The 22,221-nt window shown below is 60.6% G+C and carries 17 protein-coding genes, 1 tRNA gene and 2 other RNA genes; 19 read left to right on the forward strand and 1 reads right to left on the reverse strand.

What is annotated here, in order from left to right; all coding sequences use genetic code 11:
• Positions 1-92 precede the first annotated feature (92 nt).
• The 4 genes from ACUXAC_RS22280 (at position 93) to ACUXAC_RS22295 (ending at position 5,914) form a co-directional block, all read left to right on the forward strand.
• Positions 93-851, forward strand: coding sequence for an SDR family NAD(P)-dependent oxidoreductase (locus tag ACUXAC_RS22280; protein WP_197862228.1), 759 nt, complete (start codon positions 93-95; stop codon positions 849-851).
• Positions 852-1,111: 260 nt separating this feature from the next.
• A complete protein-coding gene (bglF, locus tag ACUXAC_RS22285; RefSeq protein WP_060424259.1) occupies positions 1,112-2,974 on the forward strand; it encodes a PTS beta-glucoside transporter subunit IIABC in 1,863 nt (620 codons plus the stop codon).
• A 14-nt stretch (positions 2,975-2,988) separates the two neighbouring features.
• Positions 2,989-4,392, forward strand: coding sequence for a glycoside hydrolase family 1 protein (locus tag ACUXAC_RS22290; protein ID WP_038875902.1), 1,404 nt, complete (start codon positions 2,989-2,991; stop codon positions 4,390-4,392).
• A gap of 151 nt (positions 4,393-4,543) precedes the next feature.
• Positions 4,544-5,914, forward strand: coding sequence for a carbohydrate porin (locus ACUXAC_RS22295; RefSeq protein ID WP_369803993.1), 1,371 nt, complete (start codon positions 4,544-4,546; stop codon positions 5,912-5,914).
• On the opposite strand, the gene ACUXAC_RS22300 is transcribed toward ACUXAC_RS22295, so the two are convergent.
• A complete protein-coding gene (locus ACUXAC_RS22300; protein WP_049274352.1) occupies positions 5,915-6,514 on the reverse strand; it encodes an HD domain-containing protein in 600 nt (199 codons plus the stop codon). It lies immediately after the preceding gene.
• 97 nt (positions 6,515-6,611) lie between these two features.
• On the opposite strand from ACUXAC_RS22300, the gene ACUXAC_RS22305 reads away from it, so the two are divergent.
• The 15 genes from ACUXAC_RS22305 (at position 6,612) to dppF (ending at position 22,192) form a co-directional block, all read left to right on the forward strand.
• Positions 6,612-7,076, forward strand: coding sequence for a MarR family winged helix-turn-helix transcriptional regulator (locus ACUXAC_RS22305; protein ID WP_049202597.1), 465 nt, complete (start codon positions 6,612-6,614; stop codon positions 7,074-7,076).
• Between the two features lie 160 nt (positions 7,077-7,236).
• On the forward strand, positions 7,237-7,662 hold the full coding sequence (locus ACUXAC_RS22310; RefSeq protein WP_004934114.1) for an organic hydroperoxide resistance protein: 426 nt from the start codon (positions 7,237-7,239) through the stop codon (positions 7,660-7,662).
• 223 nt (positions 7,663-7,885) lie between these two features.
• Complete coding sequence (gene eptB / locus ACUXAC_RS22315) at positions 7,886-9,580, forward strand: kdo(2)-lipid A phosphoethanolamine 7''-transferase (RefSeq protein ID WP_060441225.1); 1,695 nt, start codon at positions 7,886-7,888, stop codon at positions 9,578-9,580.
• A gap of 118 nt (positions 9,581-9,698) precedes the next feature.
• Positions 9,699-10,289: a transcriptional regulator UhpA gene (gene uhpA / locus ACUXAC_RS22320; RefSeq protein WP_004934117.1), complete on the forward strand. Its 591-nt coding sequence runs from the start codon at positions 9,699-9,701 to the stop codon at positions 10,287-10,289.
• A complete protein-coding gene (uhpB, locus tag ACUXAC_RS22325; protein WP_049202602.1) occupies positions 10,286-11,830 on the forward strand; it encodes a signal transduction histidine-protein kinase/phosphatase UhpB in 1,545 nt (514 codons plus the stop codon). Before uhpA ends, uhpB begins: the two co-directional genes overlap by 4 nt.
• A gap of 95 nt (positions 11,831-11,925) precedes the next feature.
• Positions 11,926-13,257 (forward strand): MFS transporter, encoded by a 1,332-nt coding sequence (gene uhpC / locus ACUXAC_RS22330; RefSeq protein WP_038875891.1) that lies wholly within the window; start codon positions 11,926-11,928, stop codon positions 13,255-13,257.
• A 120-nt stretch (positions 13,258-13,377) separates the two neighbouring features.
• Positions 13,378-13,454: transfer RNA gene (locus ACUXAC_RS22335), tRNA-Pro, on the forward strand.
• A gap of 35 nt (positions 13,455-13,489) precedes the next feature.
• A non-coding RNA gene (locus ACUXAC_RS22340) (RtT sRNA) lies at positions 13,490-13,618 on the forward strand.
• Positions 13,619-13,652: 34 nt separating this feature from the next.
• A non-coding RNA gene (locus ACUXAC_RS22345) (RtT sRNA) lies at positions 13,653-13,781 on the forward strand.
• Between the two features lie 424 nt (positions 13,782-14,205).
• Entirely contained in the window at positions 14,206-15,897 is a 1,692-nt protein-coding gene (locus ACUXAC_RS22350) for a glycosyl hydrolase family 18 protein (protein ID WP_049198206.1), read from the forward strand.
• Positions 15,898-16,498: 601 nt separating this feature from the next.
• Positions 16,499-18,106 (forward strand): dipeptide ABC transporter periplasmic-binding protein DppA, encoded by a 1,608-nt coding sequence (gene dppA / locus ACUXAC_RS22355; protein ID WP_047729481.1) that lies wholly within the window; start codon positions 16,499-16,501, stop codon positions 18,104-18,106.
• A 170-nt stretch (positions 18,107-18,276) separates the two neighbouring features.
• On the forward strand, positions 18,277-19,296 hold the full coding sequence (dppB, locus tag ACUXAC_RS22360; protein ID WP_043129106.1) for a dipeptide ABC transporter permease DppB: 1,020 nt from the start codon (positions 18,277-18,279) through the stop codon (positions 19,294-19,296).
• Positions 19,297-19,307: 11 nt separating this feature from the next.
• Entirely contained in the window at positions 19,308-20,210 is a 903-nt protein-coding gene (dppC, locus tag ACUXAC_RS22365; protein ID WP_038874021.1) for a dipeptide ABC transporter permease DppC, read from the forward strand.
• Positions 20,211-20,225: 15 nt separating this feature from the next.
• Entirely contained in the window at positions 20,226-21,206 is a 981-nt protein-coding gene (gene dppD / locus ACUXAC_RS22370; protein WP_038874024.1) for a dipeptide ABC transporter ATP-binding protein, read from the forward strand.
• Entirely contained in the window at positions 21,203-22,192 is a 990-nt protein-coding gene (gene dppF / locus ACUXAC_RS22375; protein ID WP_047729477.1) for a dipeptide ABC transporter ATP-binding subunit DppF, read from the forward strand. Before dppD ends, dppF begins: the two co-directional genes overlap by 4 nt.
• The last annotated feature ends 29 nt before the right edge of the window (positions 22,193-22,221 follow it).

Below are 22,221 nucleotides of genomic sequence, written 5' to 3' on the forward strand. Positions count from 1 at the left end.
GATGCGATTTTCGGGAATATTCACACGAATAACGGCGTGATTCAATGTGTGAACGTTTCCTTTTAAATTGAATTATTCAATTAGGTTTTCTTATGTATTTGCAATTGCAGCAACGCACGGCATTGGTCACGGGCGCCAGCGAAGGGATCGGTGCCGGCATGGTCAGGGTATTGGCCGCTCAAGGTGTCAAGGTAGTGGCCACCGCACGACGCGGTGACCGGCTGCAGGCCTTGGCGGATGAGGTGGAACGGCAAGGGGCGGTGCGTCCGCAGGTGATCGTTGCAGACGTGACCGACCCTGAGGCGATAGCCCGTTTGGCGGCGCAGGCACTGCGCCAGGTGGGGACAGTTGATATCCTGATCAACGCGGTAGGTGCGTTTCACCCCACGACGCTGAACGACAGCGATCGCAGCTGGGATGACGCTTTCGCTTTGAACTTCACGCCGGCCCGCAGATTGACTCAGGCGCTGTTGCCGGCCATGCAGGCGCAAGGCTGGGGCCGGGTGATCAACATCAGCGGATCGATGGAGCCGCGCAGCCTGAGCGCCGCCAGCGCCGCCAAGGGCGCATTGCATCTGTGGGCCAAAGGATTGGCCAGCGACGTGGCTGCGCAGGGGATTACCGTCAATACGCTGCAACCCGGACGTATCAACAGTGAACAGATCCGTGAGCGCTTATACGCTTGCGATGAAGCGCGCCAGGCGTTCATTGCGCAACATATCCCGATCGGCTACTTCGGCGAACCGGAAGACATGGCCTATCTGGCGGCGTTTCTTTGCTCCCCGCTCGCGCGATATATCACCGGCGCGGTGATCCCGGTAGATGGCGGCATGCATTATTTCGCGCATTGAGGCCGTTTTGCCCCCGCGATCACAGTTCGGCAATTTGCCGGCGCAAAGGCTTGCCTCGGCAAAATCTGCGGTGTTAACGTCATAACTCAACCGATTTAGGGTTGTTACTGCTACGGCAGGCAAAACCTAAACCTCGTGTTTCTGTTCCCCGATGGGGCAGAGGCCGCGAGGTTTAGGTTTTTTTTTGCGCCGAATTCCGCCTCAGCGCCAGGCCAGTGCGGGGAGGGGAGCGGCAGAACGCGAAGTCTAAGGATAACCGTATGAAATATGACACATTAGCCAGTGAGATTTTGGCCGGCGTCGGTGGCCGCGACAATGTGAAAAGCCTGGTGCACTGCGCCACCCGCCTGCGTTTCAAGCTGCGTGACGACACTCGCGCCAACGCGGCAGCGCTGAAGAAAAACCCCGGCGTCATCATGGTGGTGGAGAGCGGCGGCCAGTTCCAGGTGGTGGTGGGCAACCACGTGGCGGAGGTGTTCGACGCGGTTAACCGCGTTGGCGGGTTGGCCGAGGGCGCGCCGAGCGACGATGCGGGCGGCAAAAAAGACAACCTGCTCAGCCGCTTTATCGATCTGGTGTCCGGTATTTTTACCCCGCTGCTCGGGGTGATGGCCGCTTCGGGGATCCTGAAAGGCTTCCTGGCGCTGAGCCTGGCCTGCGGCTGGCTGCTGGAGAGCGGCGGCACCTTCAAAATGCTGTTCGCCGCCAGCGACTCGCTGTTCTACTTCTTCCCGATCATGCTCGGCTACACCGCCGGGAAAAAATTTGGCGGCAACCCCTTCGTCACCATGGCGATCGGCGGCGCGTTGACACATCCGCTGATGATGGCGGCGTTCGAAGCGGCGCAGCAGCCGGGTGCGGTGCGCGAATACTTCTTCGGCATTCCGCTGACCTTCATCAACTACAGTTCGTCGGTGATCCCGATCATCTTTGCGGCCTGGGTGTCCTGCCGCCTGGAGCCGTTGTTTAACCGGGTGATCCACAGCGCGCTGCGCAATTTCATCACGCCGCTGCTGTGCCTGGCGATCACCGTGCCGTTGACCTTCCTGCTGATCGGCCCGGCGGCGACCTGGCTCAGCCACCTGCTGGCCAACGGCTATCAGAGCATTTACGCCTTTAACCCGATCATCGCCGGCGCCTTTATGGGGGCGATGTGGCAGGTGTGCGTGATCTTCGGCCTGCATTGGGGATTGGTGCCGTTGATGATCAATAACCTGAGCGTGCTGGGGCGCGACACCATGGTGCCGCTGCTGCTGCCGGCGGTAATGGGGCAGGTCGGCGCCACGCTGGGCGTGATGCTGCGCACCCGCGACGCCAAGCTGCGGGCGCTGTCCGCTTCGGCCATCGGCGCCGGGATTTTCGGCATCACCGAACCGGCGGTGTACGGCGTTACGCTGCCGAACAAACGCCCGTTCATCTTCGGCTGCATCGGCGGCGCGCTGGGCGGTGCGGTGATCGGCTACTTCCATACCTCGGTCTACTCGTTCGGCCTGGTGAGCGTATTCACCTTCGCGCAGATCATCCCCGGCGGCGGCATCGACGCCACGGTATGGGGCGCGATCGGTGGCACCCTGCTGTCGTTCGTGTTTGCCGCGCTGGCCAGCTACCTGTTCGGCGTCGCACCGGCGGAAGACGCGGCGCAGCCTGAAGCCGCCGCGCCGCTTAACCGCAAGCAGGCCATCCTCAGCCCGATCGCCGGCGACATCGTGCCGCTGGATCAGGTGAACGACGCGACCTTCGCCAGCGGCCTGCTGGGGAAAGGGGTGGCGATCGCGCCGCAGCAGGGGCGCGTGGTGGCGCCGGTGAGCGGCAGCGTGGCGTCGCTGTTCAAAACCAAACACGCCATCGGCATCGAATCGGACGACGGCGCGGAGATTCTCATCCACGTCGGTATCGATACCGTGAAGCTGGACGGGGCGCATTTCACCGCCCACGTGCGGGAAGGCGAGCGGGTTGCCCCGGGCGATCTGCTGATCGAGTTCGACCAGGCGGCGATCCATGCTGCCGGCTATGACACCACCACGCCGATCATCATCAGCAACAGCGATGACTACGTGGACGTGTTGACCAGCGGCCTGTCTCCGGTGCAGGAACAGGCGCCGCTGCTGACTTTATTACGCTAATTGAGGAGCAAGCGATGAACGGCAAGTTTCCGCAACATTTTCTGTGGGGCGGCGCGGTAGCGGCGAACCAGGTAGAAGGCGCATATCAGGCCGACGGCAAGGGGCTGTCGACCTCCGATCTGCAGCCGCAGGGCATCTTCGGCGCCATTACGCCGCGCACGGCGGGTGACAGCGGCATCAAGGATGTGGCGATCGATTTCTATCACCGCTATCCGGAGGACATCGCGCTGTTCGCCGAAATGGGCTTTAAGTGTCTGCGCACCTCGATCGCCTGGACGCGCATTTTCCCGCAGGGCGACGAAGAGACGCCGAATGAAGCCGGGCTGGCGTTTTACGATCGGCTGTTCGACGAGATGGCGAAGTACGGCATTCAGCCGCTGATCACGCTGTCGCACTATGAGATGCCTTACGGCCTGGTGAAGCACTACGGCGGCTGGGGCGATCGGCGCACCATCGATTTCTTCGAGCGCTATGCGCGCACCGTGTTCGAACGCTACAAGCACAAGGTCAAACACTGGCTGACCTTCAACGAAATCAACATGTCGCTGCACGCGCCCTTCACCGGCGTCGGCCTGCCGCAGGAGAGCGACAAAAGCGCCATCTATCAGGCGATTCACCATCAGCTGGTGGCCAGCGCCAGAGCGGTGAAGGCCTGCCACGAGATCGTGCCGGAGGGCAAAATCGGCAACATGCTGCTGGGTGGCATTCTGTATCCGCTGAGCTGCAAGCCGGAAGATCTGCTGGAAACCCAGCGGCAAAACCGCGACTGGCTGTTCTTCGGCGACGTGCAGGCGCGCGGCTATTACCCGGCCTATATGCAGCGCTTCTTCCGTGAAAACGGCATTCAGGTGGCGATCACCGAGGAAGATCGGCAAACGCTGCGCGAAACCATCGATTTCATCTCGTTCAGCTACTACATGAGCGGCTGCGTCACCGCCGACCCGGCGCAGTACGAGACGGCGCGCGGCAACATTCTCGATATGGTGCCGAACCCGCACCTGGCCAGCTCGGAGTGGGGATGGCAAATCGACCCGATCGGGCTGCGCTACCTGCTCAACGTGCTGTACGACCGCTATCAGAAGCCGCTGTTCATCGTCGAGAACGGGCTGGGCGCCAAAGATCGCGTCGAGGCCGACGGCAGCATCCACGACGACTACCGCATCAACTATCTCAATGACCATCTGGTGCAGGTGGCGGAAGCGATCGACGACGGCGTCGAGGTGATGGGCTACACCAGCTGGGGGCCGATCGATCTGGTCAGCGCCTCGAAGGCGGAAATGTCGAAGCGCTACGGCTTCATTCACGTCGACAGGGACGATGCCGGCAACGGCAGCCTCGAGCGCCGCCGCAAGAAGAGTTTCTACTGGTATCGCGATGTGATCCACAGCAACGGCGCCAGCCTGAAAGACCGGCGCTAGCCTCTAAGCCCGGCGGCAAACGCCGGGCGTTAACCTAACGTTATTCGCTGCTGTTCATGATGGGAAATTCTCTCCCAGGGAATGCTGTTGCCCGCAGTCAGCCGTTATGCGGAGAAATATAATAATGATGAAAAGCTTATTACCTCGTTCCATGACCCTGGCGGCGCTGGCGCTGCTCTGTAGCCAGGCGCAGGCGGAAACGCTGCAAACCGGCAAGGACGTCGAAGCCCCCACCGCCAAATGGGAAGGGGTGGCGCTTGGCTTTGAGCCGCCGCAGCCCGGGCTGTTGGGGGATATGCTGGGGATCAGGCCGATCCTGGAGGATCACGGCTTCCACTATAACCTCGGCTACCTCAGCCAGCTGTCGTATAACGCCGGCGGCGGTTACAACCACGACAAACAGGCGTCGTACATCGACCAGTTCTCGTTGACCTTCAGCCAGGATTTGCAGGCGCTGACCGGCATTCCGGACGCGGCGATCGAAGGCAATATCGTCAACCGCAACCATGACAACAACCTGACCCGCGATCGCTTGCAGGATCCGCGCGTCGGCCTGACCGATCTGTCGCAGGAGAGCTTTGGCGGGCAGTCGATTACCCGGCTGGGTTGGTTGACCTTCAGCCGTTCCTTCCTCGATCGCCGGCTGCAGTGGCGTATCGGCATGATGAACAAGGTGCAGGATTTCGATCAGATCATTCCCTGCGATTTTCAGACGCTGACGCTGTGCGGCGGCAAGTCCGCCAACTCGTTGACCTGGTATAACTGGAACGTGCATTACTGGGGCACCACGCTGCAATACAAGCTGACCGACGGCCTGACGCTCAAGGGCGGCGTGATGGAGCAGAACCCGAGCGCCCCCAGCCGCAGCCACGCCTGGAGTTGGTCCACCAAGGGCAGCAAAGGCTTCCTGTTGCCGATGGAGCTGGAGCTGAAAACCCACGCCGTCAACCAGCTGCCTGGGGTGTATAACCTGGGCGTGCTGTTCACCAACGCGCGCCAGAGCGATCTTTATGAAGGGGTGTCCGGCGGGCCGGGTGCCAGCGATCCGCAGGGCTATCGCAGCCACGATCGCACCTGGTTCCTGTATACCGGTTTCAACCAGCAGGTGACGCGCCATGCGGATGACGTCAACCGTGGCCTGAGCGTGTTTTACAGCCTGGGGCTGGGAGATCAGCGCAGCAACTACCTGCACTGGTCTACCTCGACCGGCATCCGTTACCGCGGGCTGTTCGATGCGCGGCCGGACGACTGGCTGGGGCTCGGTGTCTCGGTGGTGAAGCTGAGCGACCGCTACAAAGACAATCAGCGTTATCTCAACCAGATGAGCGGCATCAGCGATTATCACGATCCGAACTACCGGCCGGTGCCGGGCCACTCGGTGACGGCGGAGCTGTATTACCGGGTTAACGTCACGCCGTGGCTGCAGCTGCAGCCGGGCCTGCAGTACTGGCATCACCCGGCGGGCGTCAGCGAGACGCAGGACGCCTGGGTGACGGCGTTGAAAACGGTGGTGACCTTCTGATCAGGCCGCGTCGCTCTCGCGGTAGCGCCGGCGGGCGTGTTCGAACCAGCTGGCGGGCACGTTGTGCGGCGGCTGCTGCAACCTGAGCAGCCCCTGTTCAACGATATGGCTGGCCTGGCGCCACAGCGTCGGGTCGCCTTCGGTCAGCACCTCCAGCAGGCGCTGTTTCTCGATCAGGTAGGTCTGGGCGAAGTGGCTGTCGTAGTCCAGCAGCGAGCGGGTGTTGTCGATAAGATCCGCCAGCTTGATGGTTTTGGCCTGCGGCGATGCGCCGGCGCTGTGGCGCCGATCGCGGTTTTTGCGCTCAAAGCGGTTGCCGTCCTCGGCGTGGCTGACGTTGGTTAACATCCGCACCAGCTCTGCCACCTTCGGCCCGAAATGGCTGTCGATGTCGCCGAGGGTGGTGGGCGTGTCTTCCACCGTATCATGCAGCCAGGCGGCCGCCAGCATCTCTTCGGTGTGCGGTACGCTGCGCACCAGCTCCATCACCGCCTGCGGGTGGACGATGTACGGATCGTCGGTGTATTTGCGGCGCTGATCGATGGCCGCATGCGCCTTGGTGGCGTAGCGGCGCGCGCGTTCTGCAAGCGTGTTCGTCATTTCCTTTCCCTCCGAGCATCCTCTGCATGAAAAAAATGTAGCATACCTCACAAGAAATAGCTTGCGATTACATCGTGCGCTATCTATATTCACACACATGAAAAGCACCGAGACCGAACAACCCAAGGCGAAGAACCTGCTGCAGCTCGATCAGCAGCTCTGTTTCGCGCTGTACTCCGCCAACCTGGCGCTGCACAAAGTTTATCGCAAGCTGTTGAGCCAGCTCGAACTCACCTACCCGCAATACCTGGTGATGATGGTGCTGTGGGAGCGCGATCGGGTGACGGTATCGGATATCGGCGAGCGGCTGTTCCTCGATTCCGCCACGCTGACGCCGCTGCTGAAGCGACTGGAAACCGCCGGTTTGCTGGTGCGCTATCGCGCCACCACCGACGAGCGGCAGGTGATCATCGCCCTGACCGAAGCCGGCCGCGCGCTGCGCGAGCGGGCGCAATCGGTGCCCGAGGCGGTGATGTGCGCCACCGACTGCAGCCTGGACGAGATCGTCTCGCTCAAACAGCAGCTGGAAAAGCTGCGCGGCAGCCTGATCGATCAGATTTGACCCGCCGCCGCCGGACGCAAGAACGGCGCGGGTGGTCTACACTGGTTAATAAGTGTCAAAAATAAGTAGTGCGCGATTTAATCGCAAAAGATAAATATGTGACCGGCTTTACCTCGTGGAAGCCGTAGTCATCTCGCCAACCAGCAAGAAGGAATGAACGATGTCTATTGAGAAAGTGGTTTACCGCGCTCACGCCACCGCAACCGGCGGCCGCGACGGCCGTGCGACCTCCTCCGACGGCGTGTTGGACGTGAAACTGGGCGTGCCGAAAGAGATGGGCGGCGCCGGCGGCGAAGTCACCAACCCTGAGCAGCTGTTCGCCGCCGGTTACTCGGCCTGTTTCCTCGGCGCGTTGAAGTTTGTCGCGGCGAAAGAAAAGGTCAAAATCCCGGCCGAAGCCAAGATCGACGGCACCGTCGGCATCGGTGAGATCCCGAACGGCTTCGGCATCGAAGTGCAGCTGGATATCTCGCTGCCGGGCATCGAGCGCAGCGTGGCGGAAGATCTGGTGAAAAAGGCGCACGTGGTGTGCCCATACTCCAACGCCACCCGTGGCAATATCGACGTGACGTTGAACGTGAAATAACGTTTTTCGCCGACGCTCTGAAAAATGGAGGGGTCTCCCTCCATTTCTTGTCTTGCTTTCCCTTCCAGAGTTCGCACAACAGGGTAAAAAAAACCTGTTTTGTGAGAATTCTCTTGATTGTCGCCTGCAAAACCACGCTTATTGCCGGTTGGCTGAACCTGCAGCCGCATTGACTGTCTGAAAAACTCAGAACTGCTATCGCCCTCCGGAGCCACCGCACTACATGAACAAAATAAAATCGCTATCACAGCAGAATTTATCGTTATTGTTAGCGATCTATATCGGCATCTTTTTAAACCTGTCCGTTTTCTATCGCCGTTTTGACTCGCTTGCGCACGGCATTCAGGGGATTAAGCTTATTTCGGCGGTGACGGAAGTGATCGCCATCGTTTTATTCACTTTCTTTATCATGCGATTGGTGTCGCTCGGCGGCCGGTTGTTTTATCGCATCGTCGCTTCGCTGCTGGTGCTGATTTCGGTCGCCGCCAGCTACTACATGACGTTTTTCAACGTGGTGATCGGCTACGGCATCGTGGTGTCGGTGATGACCACCGACATCGATCTGTCGAAAGAGGTGGTTGGCCTGCACTTCGTGCTGTGGATGGTGGCGCTCAGTGCCTTGCCGCTGCTGCTGATCTGGAAAAACGGCCTGCGTTACACCCTGATCGAACAGCTGAAAACCCCTGGTCATCGCATCAAGCCGCTGCTGGTCTTGCTGGCGGTGGTGGCGCTGGTCTGGCTGCCGCTGCGTATGCTGGACGACGAGCAGAGCGTGCAGGAGAAGCTCGCCAACGTTGATCTGCCGAGCTACGGCGGCGTGGTGGCGCACTCGTATCTGCCGTCCAACTGGCTGTCGGCGCTGGGGCTGTTTGCCTATACCCGCTATGACGAAAGCCAGGACCAGAGCACGATGTTCGATCCGGGCAAACACTTCACCTATGTACCGCCGGCGGATATCGACGATACCTACGTGGTGTTCATCATCGGCGAGACCACGCGCTGGGATCACATGGGCATGCTGGGCTATGAGCGCGATACTACGCCGCGGCTGTCGAAAGAGAAGAACCTGGTGGCGTTTCGCGGCGAATCGTGCGACACCGCCACCAAGCTGTCGCTGCGCTGCATGTTCGTGCGCGAAGGCGGCACCGAGGATAACCCGCAGCGCACGCTGAAAGAGCAGAACGTGTTCGCGGTGCTGAAGGATCTGGGCTTCTCTTCCGAGCTGTTCGCCATGCAGAGCGAGGTGTGGTTCTACAACAACACCGAGGTGAACAACTATTCGTTCCGCGAGATGATCGCGTCCGAGAAGCGCAACGACGGCAAGGCGGTCGATGACATGCTGTTGGTGGACGAAATGAAGGAGTCGCTGGCGCGCTATCCGAAGGGCAAACACCTGGTGATCCTGCATACCAAAGGCTCGCACTACCTGTACTCGCAGCGTTATCCGCGCAGCTATGCGCGCTATCAGCCGGAGTGCATGGGGGTGGATGATTCCTGCACCAAGGCGCAGCTGATCAACGCCTTCGACAATACGGTGCTGTATACCGACAGCTTTATCAGTAATGTGATCGACCAGGTGCGCGACAAGAAGGCCATCGTGTTCTATGCCGCCGACCACGGCGAATCGATCGGCGAGAATACGCACCTGCACGGCACGCCGCGCGAAATGGCGCCGCCGGAGCAGTTCCGCGTGCCGATGATCGTATGGGCGTCGGACAAGTTCCTCGAGAACCCGCAGCACCTCAGCGCCTTTGAGCAGCTGCAGGCGCAGCAGCGCATCGGCAAAACGCATCGCCACGTCGAGCTGTTCGATACCATCCTCGGTTGCCTCGGTTACACCTCGCCGAACGGCGGCATCGTGGATAAAAACAACTGGTGCTCTCTGCCGCAGCATAAAACGGCGCCCGCCCGCCTGTAATCCTTCCCGCCGGGTGCCTTGCGCACCCGGTAATTTCACTCAATACATTCTCTTCATCAATTATTCCGGTGTGTGCATACGGTATACTTGCGCACTTCCCTTCTAACCGGAGATTTCCATGACCCTGCGCGTGGCGTTTATCGACGATCATGACATTGTGCGCTCGGGCTTTGTGCAGCTGCTGTCGCTGGAGGCCGATATTCAGGTGGTGGGCGAGTTCAGCAGCGCGGCGCAGGCGCGCGCCGGCCTGCCGGGGCTGGAGGCGGAAATCTGCATCTGTGACATTTCGATGCCGGACGGCAGCGGGCTGGATCTGCTGGCGGACATTCCCTCCGGCATCCGCGTGGTGATGCTGTCGATGCACGACAACCCGGCGCTGGTGGAAATGGCGCTGGAACGCGGCGCCAGCGGTTTCCTCTCCAAGCGCTGCAAGCCGGAAGATCTGATCACCGCAGTGCGCACCGTCGCCGGCGGCGGCGTCTACCTGATGCCGGAAATCGCCCAGCAGCTGGCGCGGGTGAGGGTCGATCCGTTGACCCGCCGCGAGCGCGAGATCGCGCTATTGCTGGCGCAGGGCCAGGAGGTGCGCGAGATCGCCGCCGCCTTGGGGCTGTCGCCGAAGACGGTGCATGTGCATCGCGCCAACCTGTTCGCCAAGCTGGGCATCAACAATAACGTCGAGCTGGCCAGACGGATGCTGAACCTGTGACGCAGCGCCTGATCACCCAGCTGGCGCTGTTTTTCATCTACGCCGCCAGCGCCTTTTGCCTGTGGGGCATCGGCACCGCGCTGATCGACCCGCCCTGGCAGGCGCTGCTGCTGTTCCCGTTCGGCCTGCGCATGGGCATTTTGCTGCAGAGCCCGTACCGTTTCTGGCCGGGGATCCTGCTGGCCGATCTGCTGCTGATGGCGCTGCTGGCGGACCAGTTCGGTTACGGCCCGGCGCTGTGGGCGTCGGTGGCGGTACTGGTGTTGACGGTGCTGCTCAGCCTGCTGGCCTCGCCGTGGCTGTTGCGCCATCAGCAGAGCGACAGCGAATGGCGGTGGCCGCTGTTGCAGGGCGCGGTGGTGGCCGCCGCCGCCTTGCTGCAGGCGCTGGTGTGGCAGCTGGTGAGCGGCGAAGGCGCCCGCGCGCTGCTGCTCGGCCTGACCGGCGGTTTCACCATCGCGCCGACCTGCCTGCTGTTGTGGCACTATCTGGCGCGCCAAATCTGGGTGCCGCTGGAGCCGGGGCTGATCCACAAGCCGGTGGAGCTGCGCCTCGGCCACCTGGCCAGCTATCTGCTGCTGTTTGCGTTCAGCATCTGGCTGCAGCAGCAGGTGAACGCCGCCGAGCTGCGCCGTTTCGCGCCGTTCTGCCTGGCCATTCCTATCGTGTTCATGTCTTACCGCTACGGCTGGCAGGGCGCGCTGTTGGCGACGCTGCTCAACGGCGTGGCGCTGATGGTCAACGAGCCGCCGCAGCCGGAGTCGCACCGCGATCTGCTGCTGTCGCTGCTGGCCCAAAGCCTGACCGGGCTGCTGCTGGGCGCCGGCATTCAGCGCCAGCGCGAGCTGAATCAGCAACTGCGGCTGCGGCTGGCGGAGAACCGCCAGCTGGCGCGGGCGCTGGTGACGGCGGAGGAGCAAACCCGGCGCGAGGTGGCGCGCGAGCTGCACGATGAAGTGGGGCAGACCATCACCGTGATCCGCACCCAGGCCAGCATCGTCAAACGCCTGGCGCCGGAGCCGGCGGTGATCGGCTGCGCCGACGCCATCGATGCGTTGGCGCTGCGGGTTTACGACGGGGTGCACGACGTGCTGACCCAGCTGTGGCCGGCGGCGCTGAACAACCTGCCGCTGTCGGCGGCGGTGGCGGCGATGCTGCGGGAGTCGCTGCCGCAGGACGCGTCGCTGGTGAGCAGCCTGCAGTGGCAGGTGCCGGACGAGCTGCTGGATGAAACGCTGAAAATCACGCTGTACCGGGTGTGTCAGGAAGGGGTGACCAATGTGTGCCGCCACGCCGGCGCCAGCCGCCTGGAGCTGGACGCGCGCCTGCAGCCGCGCAAAGGCGCCGCGCCGCTGATCGCCCTGACCATCCGCGACAATGGCGTGGGTTTCGATGCGGAAAACCATCAGCCGGGGTATGGCCTGCGCGGTATGCAGGAGCGCATCAGCGCCCTCGGCGGCAGCCTGCGGTTCACCGCTGAACGGGGCGCCTGTTTGAGTGTGATCTTGCCCACAGTTTCACCGGCGCAAGCGCCAAACTAGGAAAAACTCCTAGCCGCGTCGGGAATCCGGCGTAAGCCTCCCGCGCGCGCGAGGAGCATCATAGCGGCACTTTATTCAATCCTCTGAGGTTCCACATGTGGTCTTTCCTTAAAAGCCGCTCGGACGCGCCGCAGGTCACCGATCAACGGCAGATCGACGCCAGCTACAAATACTGGCGCATCCAGCTGATGTGCACCATGTACATCGGCTACGCCGCGTTTTACTTCACGCGCAAAAGCTTCAACTTCATCATGCCGGCGATGCTGAGCGATCTGGGCCTGACGATGTCCGACGTCGGCATCCTCGGCACGCTGTTCTACATCACCTACGGCTGCTCGAAATTCATTTCCGGCATGATCAGCGATCGCTCCAACCCGCGTTACTTTATGGGGCTGGGCCTGATCATGACCGGGGTGCTGAATATCTTCTTCGGCCTCAGTTCGTCGCTGCTGATGCTGGGCACGCTGTGGATCCTCAACGCCTTCTTCCAGGGCTGGGGCTGGCCGCCGTGCTCCAAAATCCTCACCAGCTGGTATTCGCGCTCCGAGCGCGGCAGCTGGTGGGCGATCTGGAACACTTCGCACAACGTCGGCGGCGCGCTGATCCCGCTGCTGGTGGGCTTTATCTCGCTGCACTTCAGCTGGCGTTACGGCATGATCATTCCCGGCATCATCGGCGTGGTGTTGGGGCTGCTGATGTGCTGGCGCCTGCGCGACAAGCCATCCACCCTGGGGCTGCCGAGCGTCGGCAAATGGCGTAACGACGCCATGGAGCTGGTGCAGGAATCGGAAGGCCAGGGGCTGAGCAACCGCGAGATCATCAAACGCTACGTGCTGACCAACAAGTACATCTGGCTGCTGGCGGTCTCTTATGTGCTGGTGTACATCGTGCGCACCGCGATCAACGACTGGGGCAACCTCTACCTGACGCAGGAAAAGGGCTATTCGCTGATGACCGCCAACTCGGCCATTTCGCTGTTTGAAGTGGGCGGCTTTATCGGTTCGCTGGTGGCCGGTTGGGGCTCCGACAAGCTGTTCCGCGGCAACCGCGGCCCGATGAACCTGATCTTCGCCATCGGTATCTTCCTGTCGGTGGCGGCGCTGTGGCTGATGCCGGGCGTGACCTACCTGCTGCAGGCCTGCTGCTTCTTCGCCATCGGCTTCTTCATCTTCGGCCCGCAGATGCTGATCGGCATGGCGGCGGCGGAGTGCTCGCACAAGGATGCGGCGGGTGCGGCGACCGGTTTCGTCGGCCTGTTCGCCTACCTGGGCGCGGCGCTGTCCGGCTACCCGATTGCGCGGGTGATGGAGATCTGGCACTGGAACGGCTTCTTCGTGGTGATTTCCATCGCTGCCTGCCTGTCGGCGCTGTTCCTGCTGCCGTTCCTGCGTGCGCAGACGCCGGCGCTGAAAACCGCCAACGCCTGAGTGAAATACGCTGCGCAACCCCCGGCGCAGCGCATTATGGCGCTTTTATCACCACTTGAAATGCAGGGGCAAAAAAGTGATTGACGCCTATAACCGCCAGCAGTAAGATGCGCCCCGCATCGGCGAGTAGCGCAGCTTGGTAGCGCAACTGGTTTGGGACCAGTGGGTCGGAGGTTCGAATCCTCTCTCGCCGACCACATTCGAAAAACCTGCTTTTTAAAGCAGGTTTTTTTTCGTCCGTCGTTTATGAGGATGAGTACCTCCGCAGGAGGTTCGAGCCTCGCGAAGCGAGACAACGTTGCTTCAGCAACGGCCCGCAGGGCGCGCATCAAAGATGCGCGTAATCCTCTCTCGCCGACCACATTCGAAAAACCTGCTTTTAAAGCAGGTTTTTTTTCGCCCGTCGTTTATGAGGATGAGCACCTCCGCAGGAGGTTCGAGCCTCGCGAAGCGAGACAACGTTGCTTCAGCAACGGCCCGCAGGGCGCGCATCAAAGATGCGCGTAATCCTCTCTCGCCGACCACATTCGAAAAACCTGCTTTTTAAAGCAGGTTTTTTTTCGCCCGTCGTTTATGAGGATGAGCACCTCCTCCGATATGGTCGGCTGCGCTTTATGGCGCACGTCAATCTGCCGTCCTCGTGAAATATATTTATCCTTTACGCTTAATTAATTCACACTCCTTATTCCCATTAGGTTCTTATTTTTATATTTAAATAAATTCATGCTTGCCAAATAAAACCCGGTTGATAGCGCTCTTGTTTTCACGTTTTTTTTACCTATAGTCTGAATGGACAACGCGGGAGCTCTTATTCCCGCCGCGTGGGAAATACCGTGATTATTTATTAACGTTAATCTTCGTGGATTATTGCGGGATCATTTTTCTCCGGCAATGCGTGGCGTCGATTAACTCTTTTATGTTTATCCTCTCGGAATAAAGGAATCAGTTATGCGCAAATTTAATAAACCGCTGTTGGCGCTGTTGATCGGCAGCACGCTGTGTTCCGCGGCGCAGGCCGCCGCACCGGGCAAACCGACCATCGCCTGGGGCAACACCAAGTTCGCTATCGTCGAAGTCGACCAGGCGGCCACCGCTTATAATAATCTGGTGAAGGTAAAAAATGCCGCCGACGTTTCTGTCTCCTGGAATTTATGGAATGGCGATACCGGCACGACGGCAAAAATTTTATTAAATGGCAAAGAGGCGTGGAGCGGCCCTTCAACCGGATCTTCCGGTACGGCGAATTTTAAAGTGAATAAAGGCGGCCGTTATCAAATGCAGGTGGCACTGTGTAATGCCGACGGCTGCACCGCCAGCGACGCCACCGAAATTGTGGTGGCCGACACCGACGGCAGCCATTTGGCGCCGTTGAAAGAGCCGCTGCTGGAAAAGAACAAACCTTATAAACAAAACTCCGGCAAAGTCGTCGGTTCTTATTTTGTCGAGTGGGGCGTTTACGGGCGCAATTTCACCGTCGACAAGATCCCGGCGCAAAACCTGACCCACCTGCTGTACGGATTTATCCCGATCTGCGGCGGCAACGGCATCAACGACAGCCTGAAAGAGATCGAAGGCAGTTTCCAGGCATTGCAGCGCTCCTGTCAGGGCCGCGAGGACTTCAAAGTCTCGATCCACGATCCGTTTGCCGCGCTGCAAAAAGCGCAGAAGGGCGTCACCGCCTGGGATGACCCCTACAAGGGCAACTTCGGCCAGCTGATGGCGCTGAAGCAGGCGCGCCCTGACCTGAAAATCCTGCCGTCGATCGGCGGCTGGACGCTGTCTGACCCGTTCTTCTTCATGGGCGACAAGGTGAAGCGCGATCGCTTCGTCGGCTCGGTGAAAGAGTTCCTGCAGACCTGGAAGTTCTTCGACGGCGTGGATATCGACTGGGAGTTCCCGGGCGGCAAAGGCGCCAACCCGAACCTGGGCAGCCCGCAGGACGGGGAAACCTATGTGCTGTTGATGAAGGAGCTGCGGGCGATGCTGGATCAGCTGTCGGCGGAAACCGGCCGCAAGTATGAGCTCACCTCCGCCATCAGCGCCGGCAAGGACAAGATCGATAAGGTGGCTTACAACGTCGCGCAGAACTCGATGGATCACATCTTCCTGATGAGCTACGACTTCTACGGCGCCTTCGATCTGAAGAACTTGGGGCACCAGACCGCGCTGAATGCGCCGGCCTGGAAACCGGACACCGCCTACACCACGGTGAACGGCGTCAATGCGCTGCTGGCGCAGGGCGTCAAGCCGGGCAAGATCGTGGTCGGCACCGCCATGTATGGTCGCGGCTGGACCGGGGTGAACGGCTACCAGAACAATATTCCGTTTACCGGCACCGCCACCGGGCCGGTTAAAGGCACCTGGGAGAACGGCATCGTGGACTACCGCCAAATCGCCAGTCAGTTCATGAGCGGCGAGTGGCAGTACACCTACGACGCCACGGCGGAAGCGCCTTACGTGTTCAAGCCTTCCACCGGCGATCTGATCACCTTCGACGATGCCCGCTCGGTGCAGGCCAAAGGCAAGTACGTGCTGGATAAGCAGTTGGGCGGCCTGTTCTCCTGGGAGATCGATGCGGACAACGGCGATATTCTTAACAGCATGAATGCCAGCCTGGGCAACAGCGCCGGCGTTCAATAATCGGTTGCAGTGCGTTGCCGGGGGATATCCTTTCGCCCCCGGCTTTTTCACCGCCGAAAGTTTTTTTACGCCGCACAGATTGTGGCGACACCCTGGGAAAAACGCGGCCATCGGACTCACCCTTTTGGGTAATCCTTCAGCATTTCCTCCTGTCTTTAACGGCGATCACAAAAATAACCGTTCAGATATTCATCATTCAGCAACAAAGTTTTGGGGTTTTTTAACGGAGTTAAAAACCAGTAAGTTTGTGAGGGTCAGACCAATGCGCTAAAAATGACCGCTTAGCATAAATTTTCATGCTGGAACTGTTAACAAAAGGTTTTTTTTATGTTTGTTTGCTGTTTCTCACAGTCTGCGTAAATCCCCACTGGTTATATTGACGACACCCCAAACAGTTGGCAACTTGATAGCCTCAGGGGTAAGAGCGAGAGTTGTTTGAGTGAATTCCACGCGCTCAGACGTCCCCGCCGCGATGCGTTCCATCCGGCATTCTCTCCTCGTACGCCTTCTGCCTTCGGGCGCCGATCGCACAGGCCACGCAATAAAAAATACAGGTCTGGCGGCAATTACACACATCACATCACACAATGGAGCACTAACGATGACACGTTCCTTGGGTAAATCGGGGGTTCTGAAATTCGGCATTGGGCTGATCGCGCTGACCGTGGCGGCCAGCGTTCAGGCCAAGACGTTGGTTTACTGTTCTGAAGGTTCCCCGGAAGGGTTCAACCCGCAGCTGTTTACCTCCGGCACCACCTACGACGCCAGCTCGGTACCGATCTACAACCGCCTGGTCGAATTCAAAATCGGCACCACCGAACTGCAGCCGGGCCTGGCTGAGAAGTGGGACGTCAGCGAAGACGGCAAAACCTACACCTTCCACCTGCGCAAAGGCGTGAAGTGGCAGAGCAGCAAAGACTTCAAGCCGACGCGCGACTTTAATGCCGACGACGTGGTGTTCTCCTTTGAGCGCCAGTTGGATGCGAACAACGCCTACCACAAAGTGTCCGGCGGCAGTTACGAATACTTTGAAGGCATGGACATGCCTAAGCTGATCGCCAAGATTGAAAAAGTGGACGACAACACCGTGCGCTTCGTGCTGAACCGCCCGGAGGCGCCGTTCCTGGCTGACCTGGGCATGGACTTCGCGTCCATCCTGTCCGCCGAATATGCCGACGTGATGATGAAAGCCGGCACGCCGGAGAAAGTCGACCTGAATCCGATCGGCACCGGTCCGTTCCAGCTGCTGCAATACCAGAAAGACTCCAAGATCCTGTACAAGGCATTCGACGGTTTCTGGGGCACCAAGCCGAAGATCGATCGCCTGGTGTTCTCCATCACGCCTGACGCCTCCGTGCGCTACGCCAAACTGCAGAAAAACGAATGCCAGGTGATGCCGTACCCGAACCCGGCCGATATCGCCCGTATGAAGCAAGACAAGTCCATCAACCTGATGGAACAGCCGGGCCTGAACGTGGGTTACCTGTCGTTCAACGTCGAGAAAAAGCCGCTGGATAACCTGAAGGTGCGCCAGGCGTTGACCATGGCGGTCAACAAGCAGGCGATCATCGACGCGGTTTATCAGGGCGCGGGCCAGGCGGCCAAGAACCTGATCCCGCCGACCATGTGGGGCTATAACGACGCGGTGCAGGATTACGCTTACGATCCGGCCAAGGCGAAAGCACTGCTGAAAGAAGCGGGCATGGCCGACGGCTTCAGCATCGACCTGTGGGCGATGCCGGTACAGCGTCCTTACAACCCGAACGCGCGCCGCATGGCGGAAATGATCCAGGCCGACTGGGCCAAGATCGGCGTGAAAGCCAAAATCGTGACCTATGAGTGGGGTGAATACCTCAAGCGCGCCAAAGCGGGCGAGCACCAGACGGTGATGATGGGCTGGACCGGCGACAACGGGGATCCGGACAACTTCTTCGCCACGCTGTTCAGCTGCGCGGCGGCGAAAGACGGCTCCAACTACTCCCGCTGGTGCTACAAGCCGTTTGAAGATCTGATTCAACCGGCGCGCGCCGAATCCAACCACGACAAGCGCATCGAACTGTACAAGCAGGCGCAGGTGGTGATGCACGATCAGGCTCCGGCGCTGATTGTCGCACACTCCACCGTGTACGAGCCTGTGCGTAAGGAAGTGAAAGGCTACGTCGTGGATCCACTCGGTAAGCATCACTTCGAGAATGTCTCTGTAGACTGATTTCGACCGCTTTACCGGAGACGCACGAATGGACTTGCAGGGGCGCAACAGGTTTGCGCCCCTGCTGACCAGTCTCCGGCGTATGGCCGTCGAATCGTTCAAAGGCATGTGAGCGTTAATAAGCCTGGCGGACGATGAGCTGCCGGGCATTGATACAGAGAGTTCGGGATATGTTGCAGTTCATACTCCGACGTTTGGGGTTAGTTATCCCAACGTTTATCGGCATTACATTGCTGACTTTTGCATTCGTCCATATGATCCCCGGCGACCCGGTGACCATCATGGCCGGGGAACGCGGTATCTCCGCCGAGCGCCACGCGCAGCTGATGGCGGAAATGGGGCTGGACAAGCCGCTCTATCAACAATATTTCTCCTACGTGTCCAACGTGCTGCACGGCGATCTGGGCACCTCACTCAAAAGCCGCATCTCCGTCTGGAGCGAGTTCGTTCCGCGCTTTCAGGCCACGCTGGAGCTGGGCTTCTGCGCGATGCTGTTCGCGGTGCTGGTAGGCATCCCGGTCGGGGTGCTGGCGGCGGTCAAGCGCGGCTCGGTCTTCGATCACACCGCGGTGGGCATCTCGCTGACCGGCTATTCGATGCCGATTTTCTGGTGGGGCATGATGCTGATCATGCTGGTGTCGGTGCAGCTTAACCTGACGCCGGTGTCGGGCCGCATCAGCGACACGGTCTTCCTCGACGACAGCCATCCGCTGACCGGCTTCATGCTGATAGACACTCTGATCTGGGGCGAGCCGGGCGACTTTATCGACGCAGTGATGCACATGATCCTGCCGGCCATCGTGCTGGGCACCATCCCGCTGGCGGTGATCGTGCGCATGACCCGCTCCTCGATGCTGGAAGTGTTGGGTGAAGACTACATCCGCACCGCGCGCGCCAAGGGCGTGAGCCGCATGCGGGTGATCGTCGTCCACGCGCTGCGCAACGCGCTGCTGCCGGTGGTGACGGTGATCGGGCTGCAGGTCGGCACCATGCTGGCCGGCGCCATTCTGACGGAAACCATCTTCTCCTGGCCGGGACTGGGCCGCTGGCTGATCGACGCGCTGCAGCGCCGCGATTACCCAGTGGTGCAGGGCGGGGTGTTGCTGGTCGCCTGTATGATCATTCTGGTTAACCTGCTGGTAGACGTGCTCTACGGCGTGGTCAACCCGCGTATTCGCCACAAGAAATAAGGGGCGCTCTCATGTCTCAAATCACTGAGTCTGCAGTTAAAGGTGCGCCGAAGCCGATGACCCCGTTTCAGGAGTTCTGGCACTATTTCAAGCGCAATAAAGGGGCCGTGGTCGGCCTGGTGTATATCGTTCTGATGCTGGTGATCGCGCTCGGCGCCGGGGTGCTGGCGCCGCATGCGCCGGCGGATCAGTTCCGCGACGCGCTGCTCAAGCCGCCGGTGTGGCAAGAGGGCGGCAGCTGGCAATACCTTCTCGGCACCGACGACGTGGGCCGCGACGTGCTGTCGCGCCTGATGTACGGTGCGCGCCTGTCGCTGCTGGTCGGCTGCCTGGTGGTGGTGCTGTCGCTGATCATGGGCGTGGTGCTCGGCCTGCTGGCCGGCTACTTCGGTGGCGCGGTGGATGCGGTGATCATGCGCGTCGTCGACATCATGCTGGCCCTGCCGAGCCTGCTGCTGGCGCTGGTGCTGGTGGCGGTGTTCGGGCCGTCGATCGTCAACGCTTCGCTGGCGCTCACCTTCGTCGCGCTGCCGCACTATGTGCGTCTGACGCGTGCGGCGGTGCTGGCGGAAGTGAACCGCGATTACGTCACCGCTTCGCGGGTGGCGGGCGCCGGCGCGCTGCGCCAGATGTTCGTCAACATTCTGCCTAACTGCCTGGCGCCTTTGATCGTGCAGGCTTCTCTCGGTTTCTCGAACGCCATTCTGGACATGGCCGCTCTCGGCTTTCTGGGCATGGGCGCGCAACCGCCGACGCCGGAGTGGGGCACCATGCTCTCCGACGTGCTGCAGTTCGCGCAAAGCGCCTGGTGGGTAGTGACCTTCCCCGGCCTGGCGATCCTGCTGACGGTGCTGGCATTTAACCTGATGGGGGACGGTTTGCGTGACGCTCTCGACCCCAAACTCAAGCAGTAACAGAGGACGAGAGAGATGGCGTTATTGAATGTAGACAAGCTTTCGGTGCACTTCGGTGACGAAGGCACCCCGTTCCGCGCGGTAGACCGCATCAGTTACAGCGTGGAGCAAGGCCAGGTGGTCGGCATCGTCGGTGAATCCGGCTCCGGCAAATCCGTCAGCTCGCTGGCGATCATGGGCCTGATCGATTTCCCCGGCAAGGTGATGGCCGACAAGCTGGAGTTCAACGGCCAGGATCTGCGCAAGATCTCCGAAAAAGAGCGCCGCCAGCTGGTGGGTTCTGAAGTAGCGATGATCTTCCAGGATCCGATGACCAGCCTGAACCCGTGCTATACCGTCGGTTACCAGATCATGGAGGCGCTGAAGGTGCATCAGGGCGGCAACCGCCGCACTCGCCGCCAGCGCGCTATCGATCTGCTGACCCAGGTGGGCATTCCCGATCCGGCCTCGCGGCTGGACGTGTACCCGCACCAGCTTTCCGGCGGCATGAGCCAGCGCGTGATGATCGCCATGGCCATCGCCTGTCGGCCGAAGCTGCTGATCGCCGATGAGCCGACGACCGCGCTCGACGTGACCATCCAGGCGCAGATCATCGAACTGCTGCTGGACCTGCAGCAGCGCGAAAACATGGCGCTGGTGCTGATCACCCACGATCTGGCGCTGGTGGCCGAAGCCGCGCACCACATCATCGTGATGTATGCCGGCCAGGTGGTGGAATCCGGCAAGGCGGCGGAGATTTTCCGCGCGCCGCGCCATCCTTATACCCAGGCGCTGCTGCGCGCGCTGCCGGAGTTCGCCGCCGACAAGGCGCGCCTGGCTTCGCTGCCGGGCGTGGTGCCGGGCAAATACGATCGCCCGACCGGTTGCCTGCTCAACCCGCGTTGTCCCTACGCCAACGAGCGCTGCCGTAACGAGGAGCCGGAACTGCGCAGCATTCCCGGCCGTCAGGTTAAATGTCACACACCGCTGGATGATGCGGGGAGGCCGACCGTATGAGCCAGAATCAACCTTTACTGCAGGCGATCGACCTGAAGAAGCATTACCCGGTGAAAAAGGGCCTGTTCGCGCCGGAGCGGCTGGTCAAGGCGCTGGACGGCGTCTCCTTCACCCTGGAGCGCGGCAAAACGCTGGCGGTGGTCGGCGAGTCGGGCTGCGGCAAATCGACGCTCGGCCGCCTGCTGACGATGATCGAAGTGCCGACCGGCGGCGAGCTGTACTATCAGGGGCAGGACCTGCTGAAGCCGGACGTCTCGGCCGAGAAACTGCGCCGCCAGAAGATCCAAATCGTGTTCCAGAATCCTTACGGATCGCTCAACCCGCGCAAGAAGGTCGGGCAGATCCTCGAGGAACCGCTGTTGATCAATACCCCGCTCAGCGCCGCCGAACGGCGGGAAAAAGCGCTGGAGATGATGGCGAAGGTCGGCCTGAAGACCGAGCATTACGACCGCTACCCGCACATGTTTTCCGGCGGCCAGCGCCAGCGTATCGCCATCGCCCGCGGGCTGATGCTGAACCCGGACGTGGTGATCGCCGATGAACCGGTGTCGGCGCTGGACGTGTCGGTGCGTGCTCAGGTGCTGAACCTGATGATGGATCTGCAGCAGGAGCTGGGGTTGTCCTATGTGTTCATCTCGCACGATCTGTCGGTGGTGGAACACATCGCCGACGAGGTGATGGTGATGTACCTCGGCCGCTGCGTGGAAAAGGGCAGCAAAGAGGCGATCTTCAACAATCCGCGCCATCCTTATACCCAGGCGCTGCTGTCGGCGACGCCGCGGTTGAACCCGGATATGCGCCGCGAGCGCATCAAGCTGACCGGCGAACTGCCCAGCCCGATGAACCCGCCGCCGGGCTGCGCGTTCAACGCCCGCTGCCGCCGCGCCTTCGGCACCTGCGTGCAGCTGCAGCCGCAGCTGAAACAGTACGGTGAGCAGATGGTGGCCTGCTTTGCGGTCGATCAGGACGAGCATCCGGGGGCGTAAGGCGTCGGATTTTCCTGCTTAAACCAAAC

It is taken from the genome of Serratia sp. 121840015-1 (assembly GCF_053627655.1).

Excerpts from the sequence above, each read along its gene's own strand:
- ACUXAC_RS22280 (WP_197862228.1), top strand. The coding sequence starts at position 93 with ATGTATTTGCAATTGCAGCAACGCACGGCATTGGTCACGGGCGCCAGC.
- bglF (WP_060424259.1), top strand. The coding sequence starts at position 1,112 with ATGAAATATGACACATTAGCCAGTGAGATTTTGGCCGGCGTCGGTGGC.
- ACUXAC_RS22290 (WP_038875902.1), top strand. The coding sequence starts at position 2,989 with ATGAACGGCAAGTTTCCGCAACATTTTCTGTGGGGCGGCGCGGTAGCG.
- ACUXAC_RS22295 (WP_369803993.1), top strand. The coding sequence starts at position 4,544 with ATGACCCTGGCGGCGCTGGCGCTGCTCTGTAGCCAGGCGCAGGCGGAA.
- ACUXAC_RS22300 (WP_049274352.1), bottom strand. The coding sequence starts at position 6,514 with ATGACGAACACGCTTGCAGAACGCGCGCGCCGCTACGCCACCAAGGCG.
- ACUXAC_RS22305 (WP_049202597.1), top strand. The coding sequence starts at position 6,612 with ATGAAAAGCACCGAGACCGAACAACCCAAGGCGAAGAACCTGCTGCAG.
- ACUXAC_RS22310 (WP_004934114.1), top strand. The coding sequence starts at position 7,237 with ATGTCTATTGAGAAAGTGGTTTACCGCGCTCACGCCACCGCAACCGGC.
- eptB (WP_060441225.1), top strand. The coding sequence starts at position 7,886 with ATGAACAAAATAAAATCGCTATCACAGCAGAATTTATCGTTATTGTTA.
- uhpA (WP_004934117.1), top strand. The coding sequence starts at position 9,699 with ATGACCCTGCGCGTGGCGTTTATCGACGATCATGACATTGTGCGCTCG.
- uhpC (WP_038875891.1), top strand. The coding sequence starts at position 11,926 with ATGTGGTCTTTCCTTAAAAGCCGCTCGGACGCGCCGCAGGTCACCGAT.
- ACUXAC_RS22350 (WP_049198206.1), top strand. The coding sequence starts at position 14,206 with ATGCGCAAATTTAATAAACCGCTGTTGGCGCTGTTGATCGGCAGCACG.
- dppA (WP_047729481.1), top strand. The coding sequence starts at position 16,499 with ATGACACGTTCCTTGGGTAAATCGGGGGTTCTGAAATTCGGCATTGGG.
- dppB (WP_043129106.1), top strand. The coding sequence starts at position 18,277 with ATGTTGCAGTTCATACTCCGACGTTTGGGGTTAGTTATCCCAACGTTT.
- dppC (WP_038874021.1), top strand. The coding sequence starts at position 19,308 with ATGTCTCAAATCACTGAGTCTGCAGTTAAAGGTGCGCCGAAGCCGATG.
- dppD (WP_038874024.1), top strand. The coding sequence starts at position 20,226 with ATGGCGTTATTGAATGTAGACAAGCTTTCGGTGCACTTCGGTGACGAA.
- dppF (WP_047729477.1), top strand. The coding sequence starts at position 21,203 with ATGAGCCAGAATCAACCTTTACTGCAGGCGATCGACCTGAAGAAGCAT.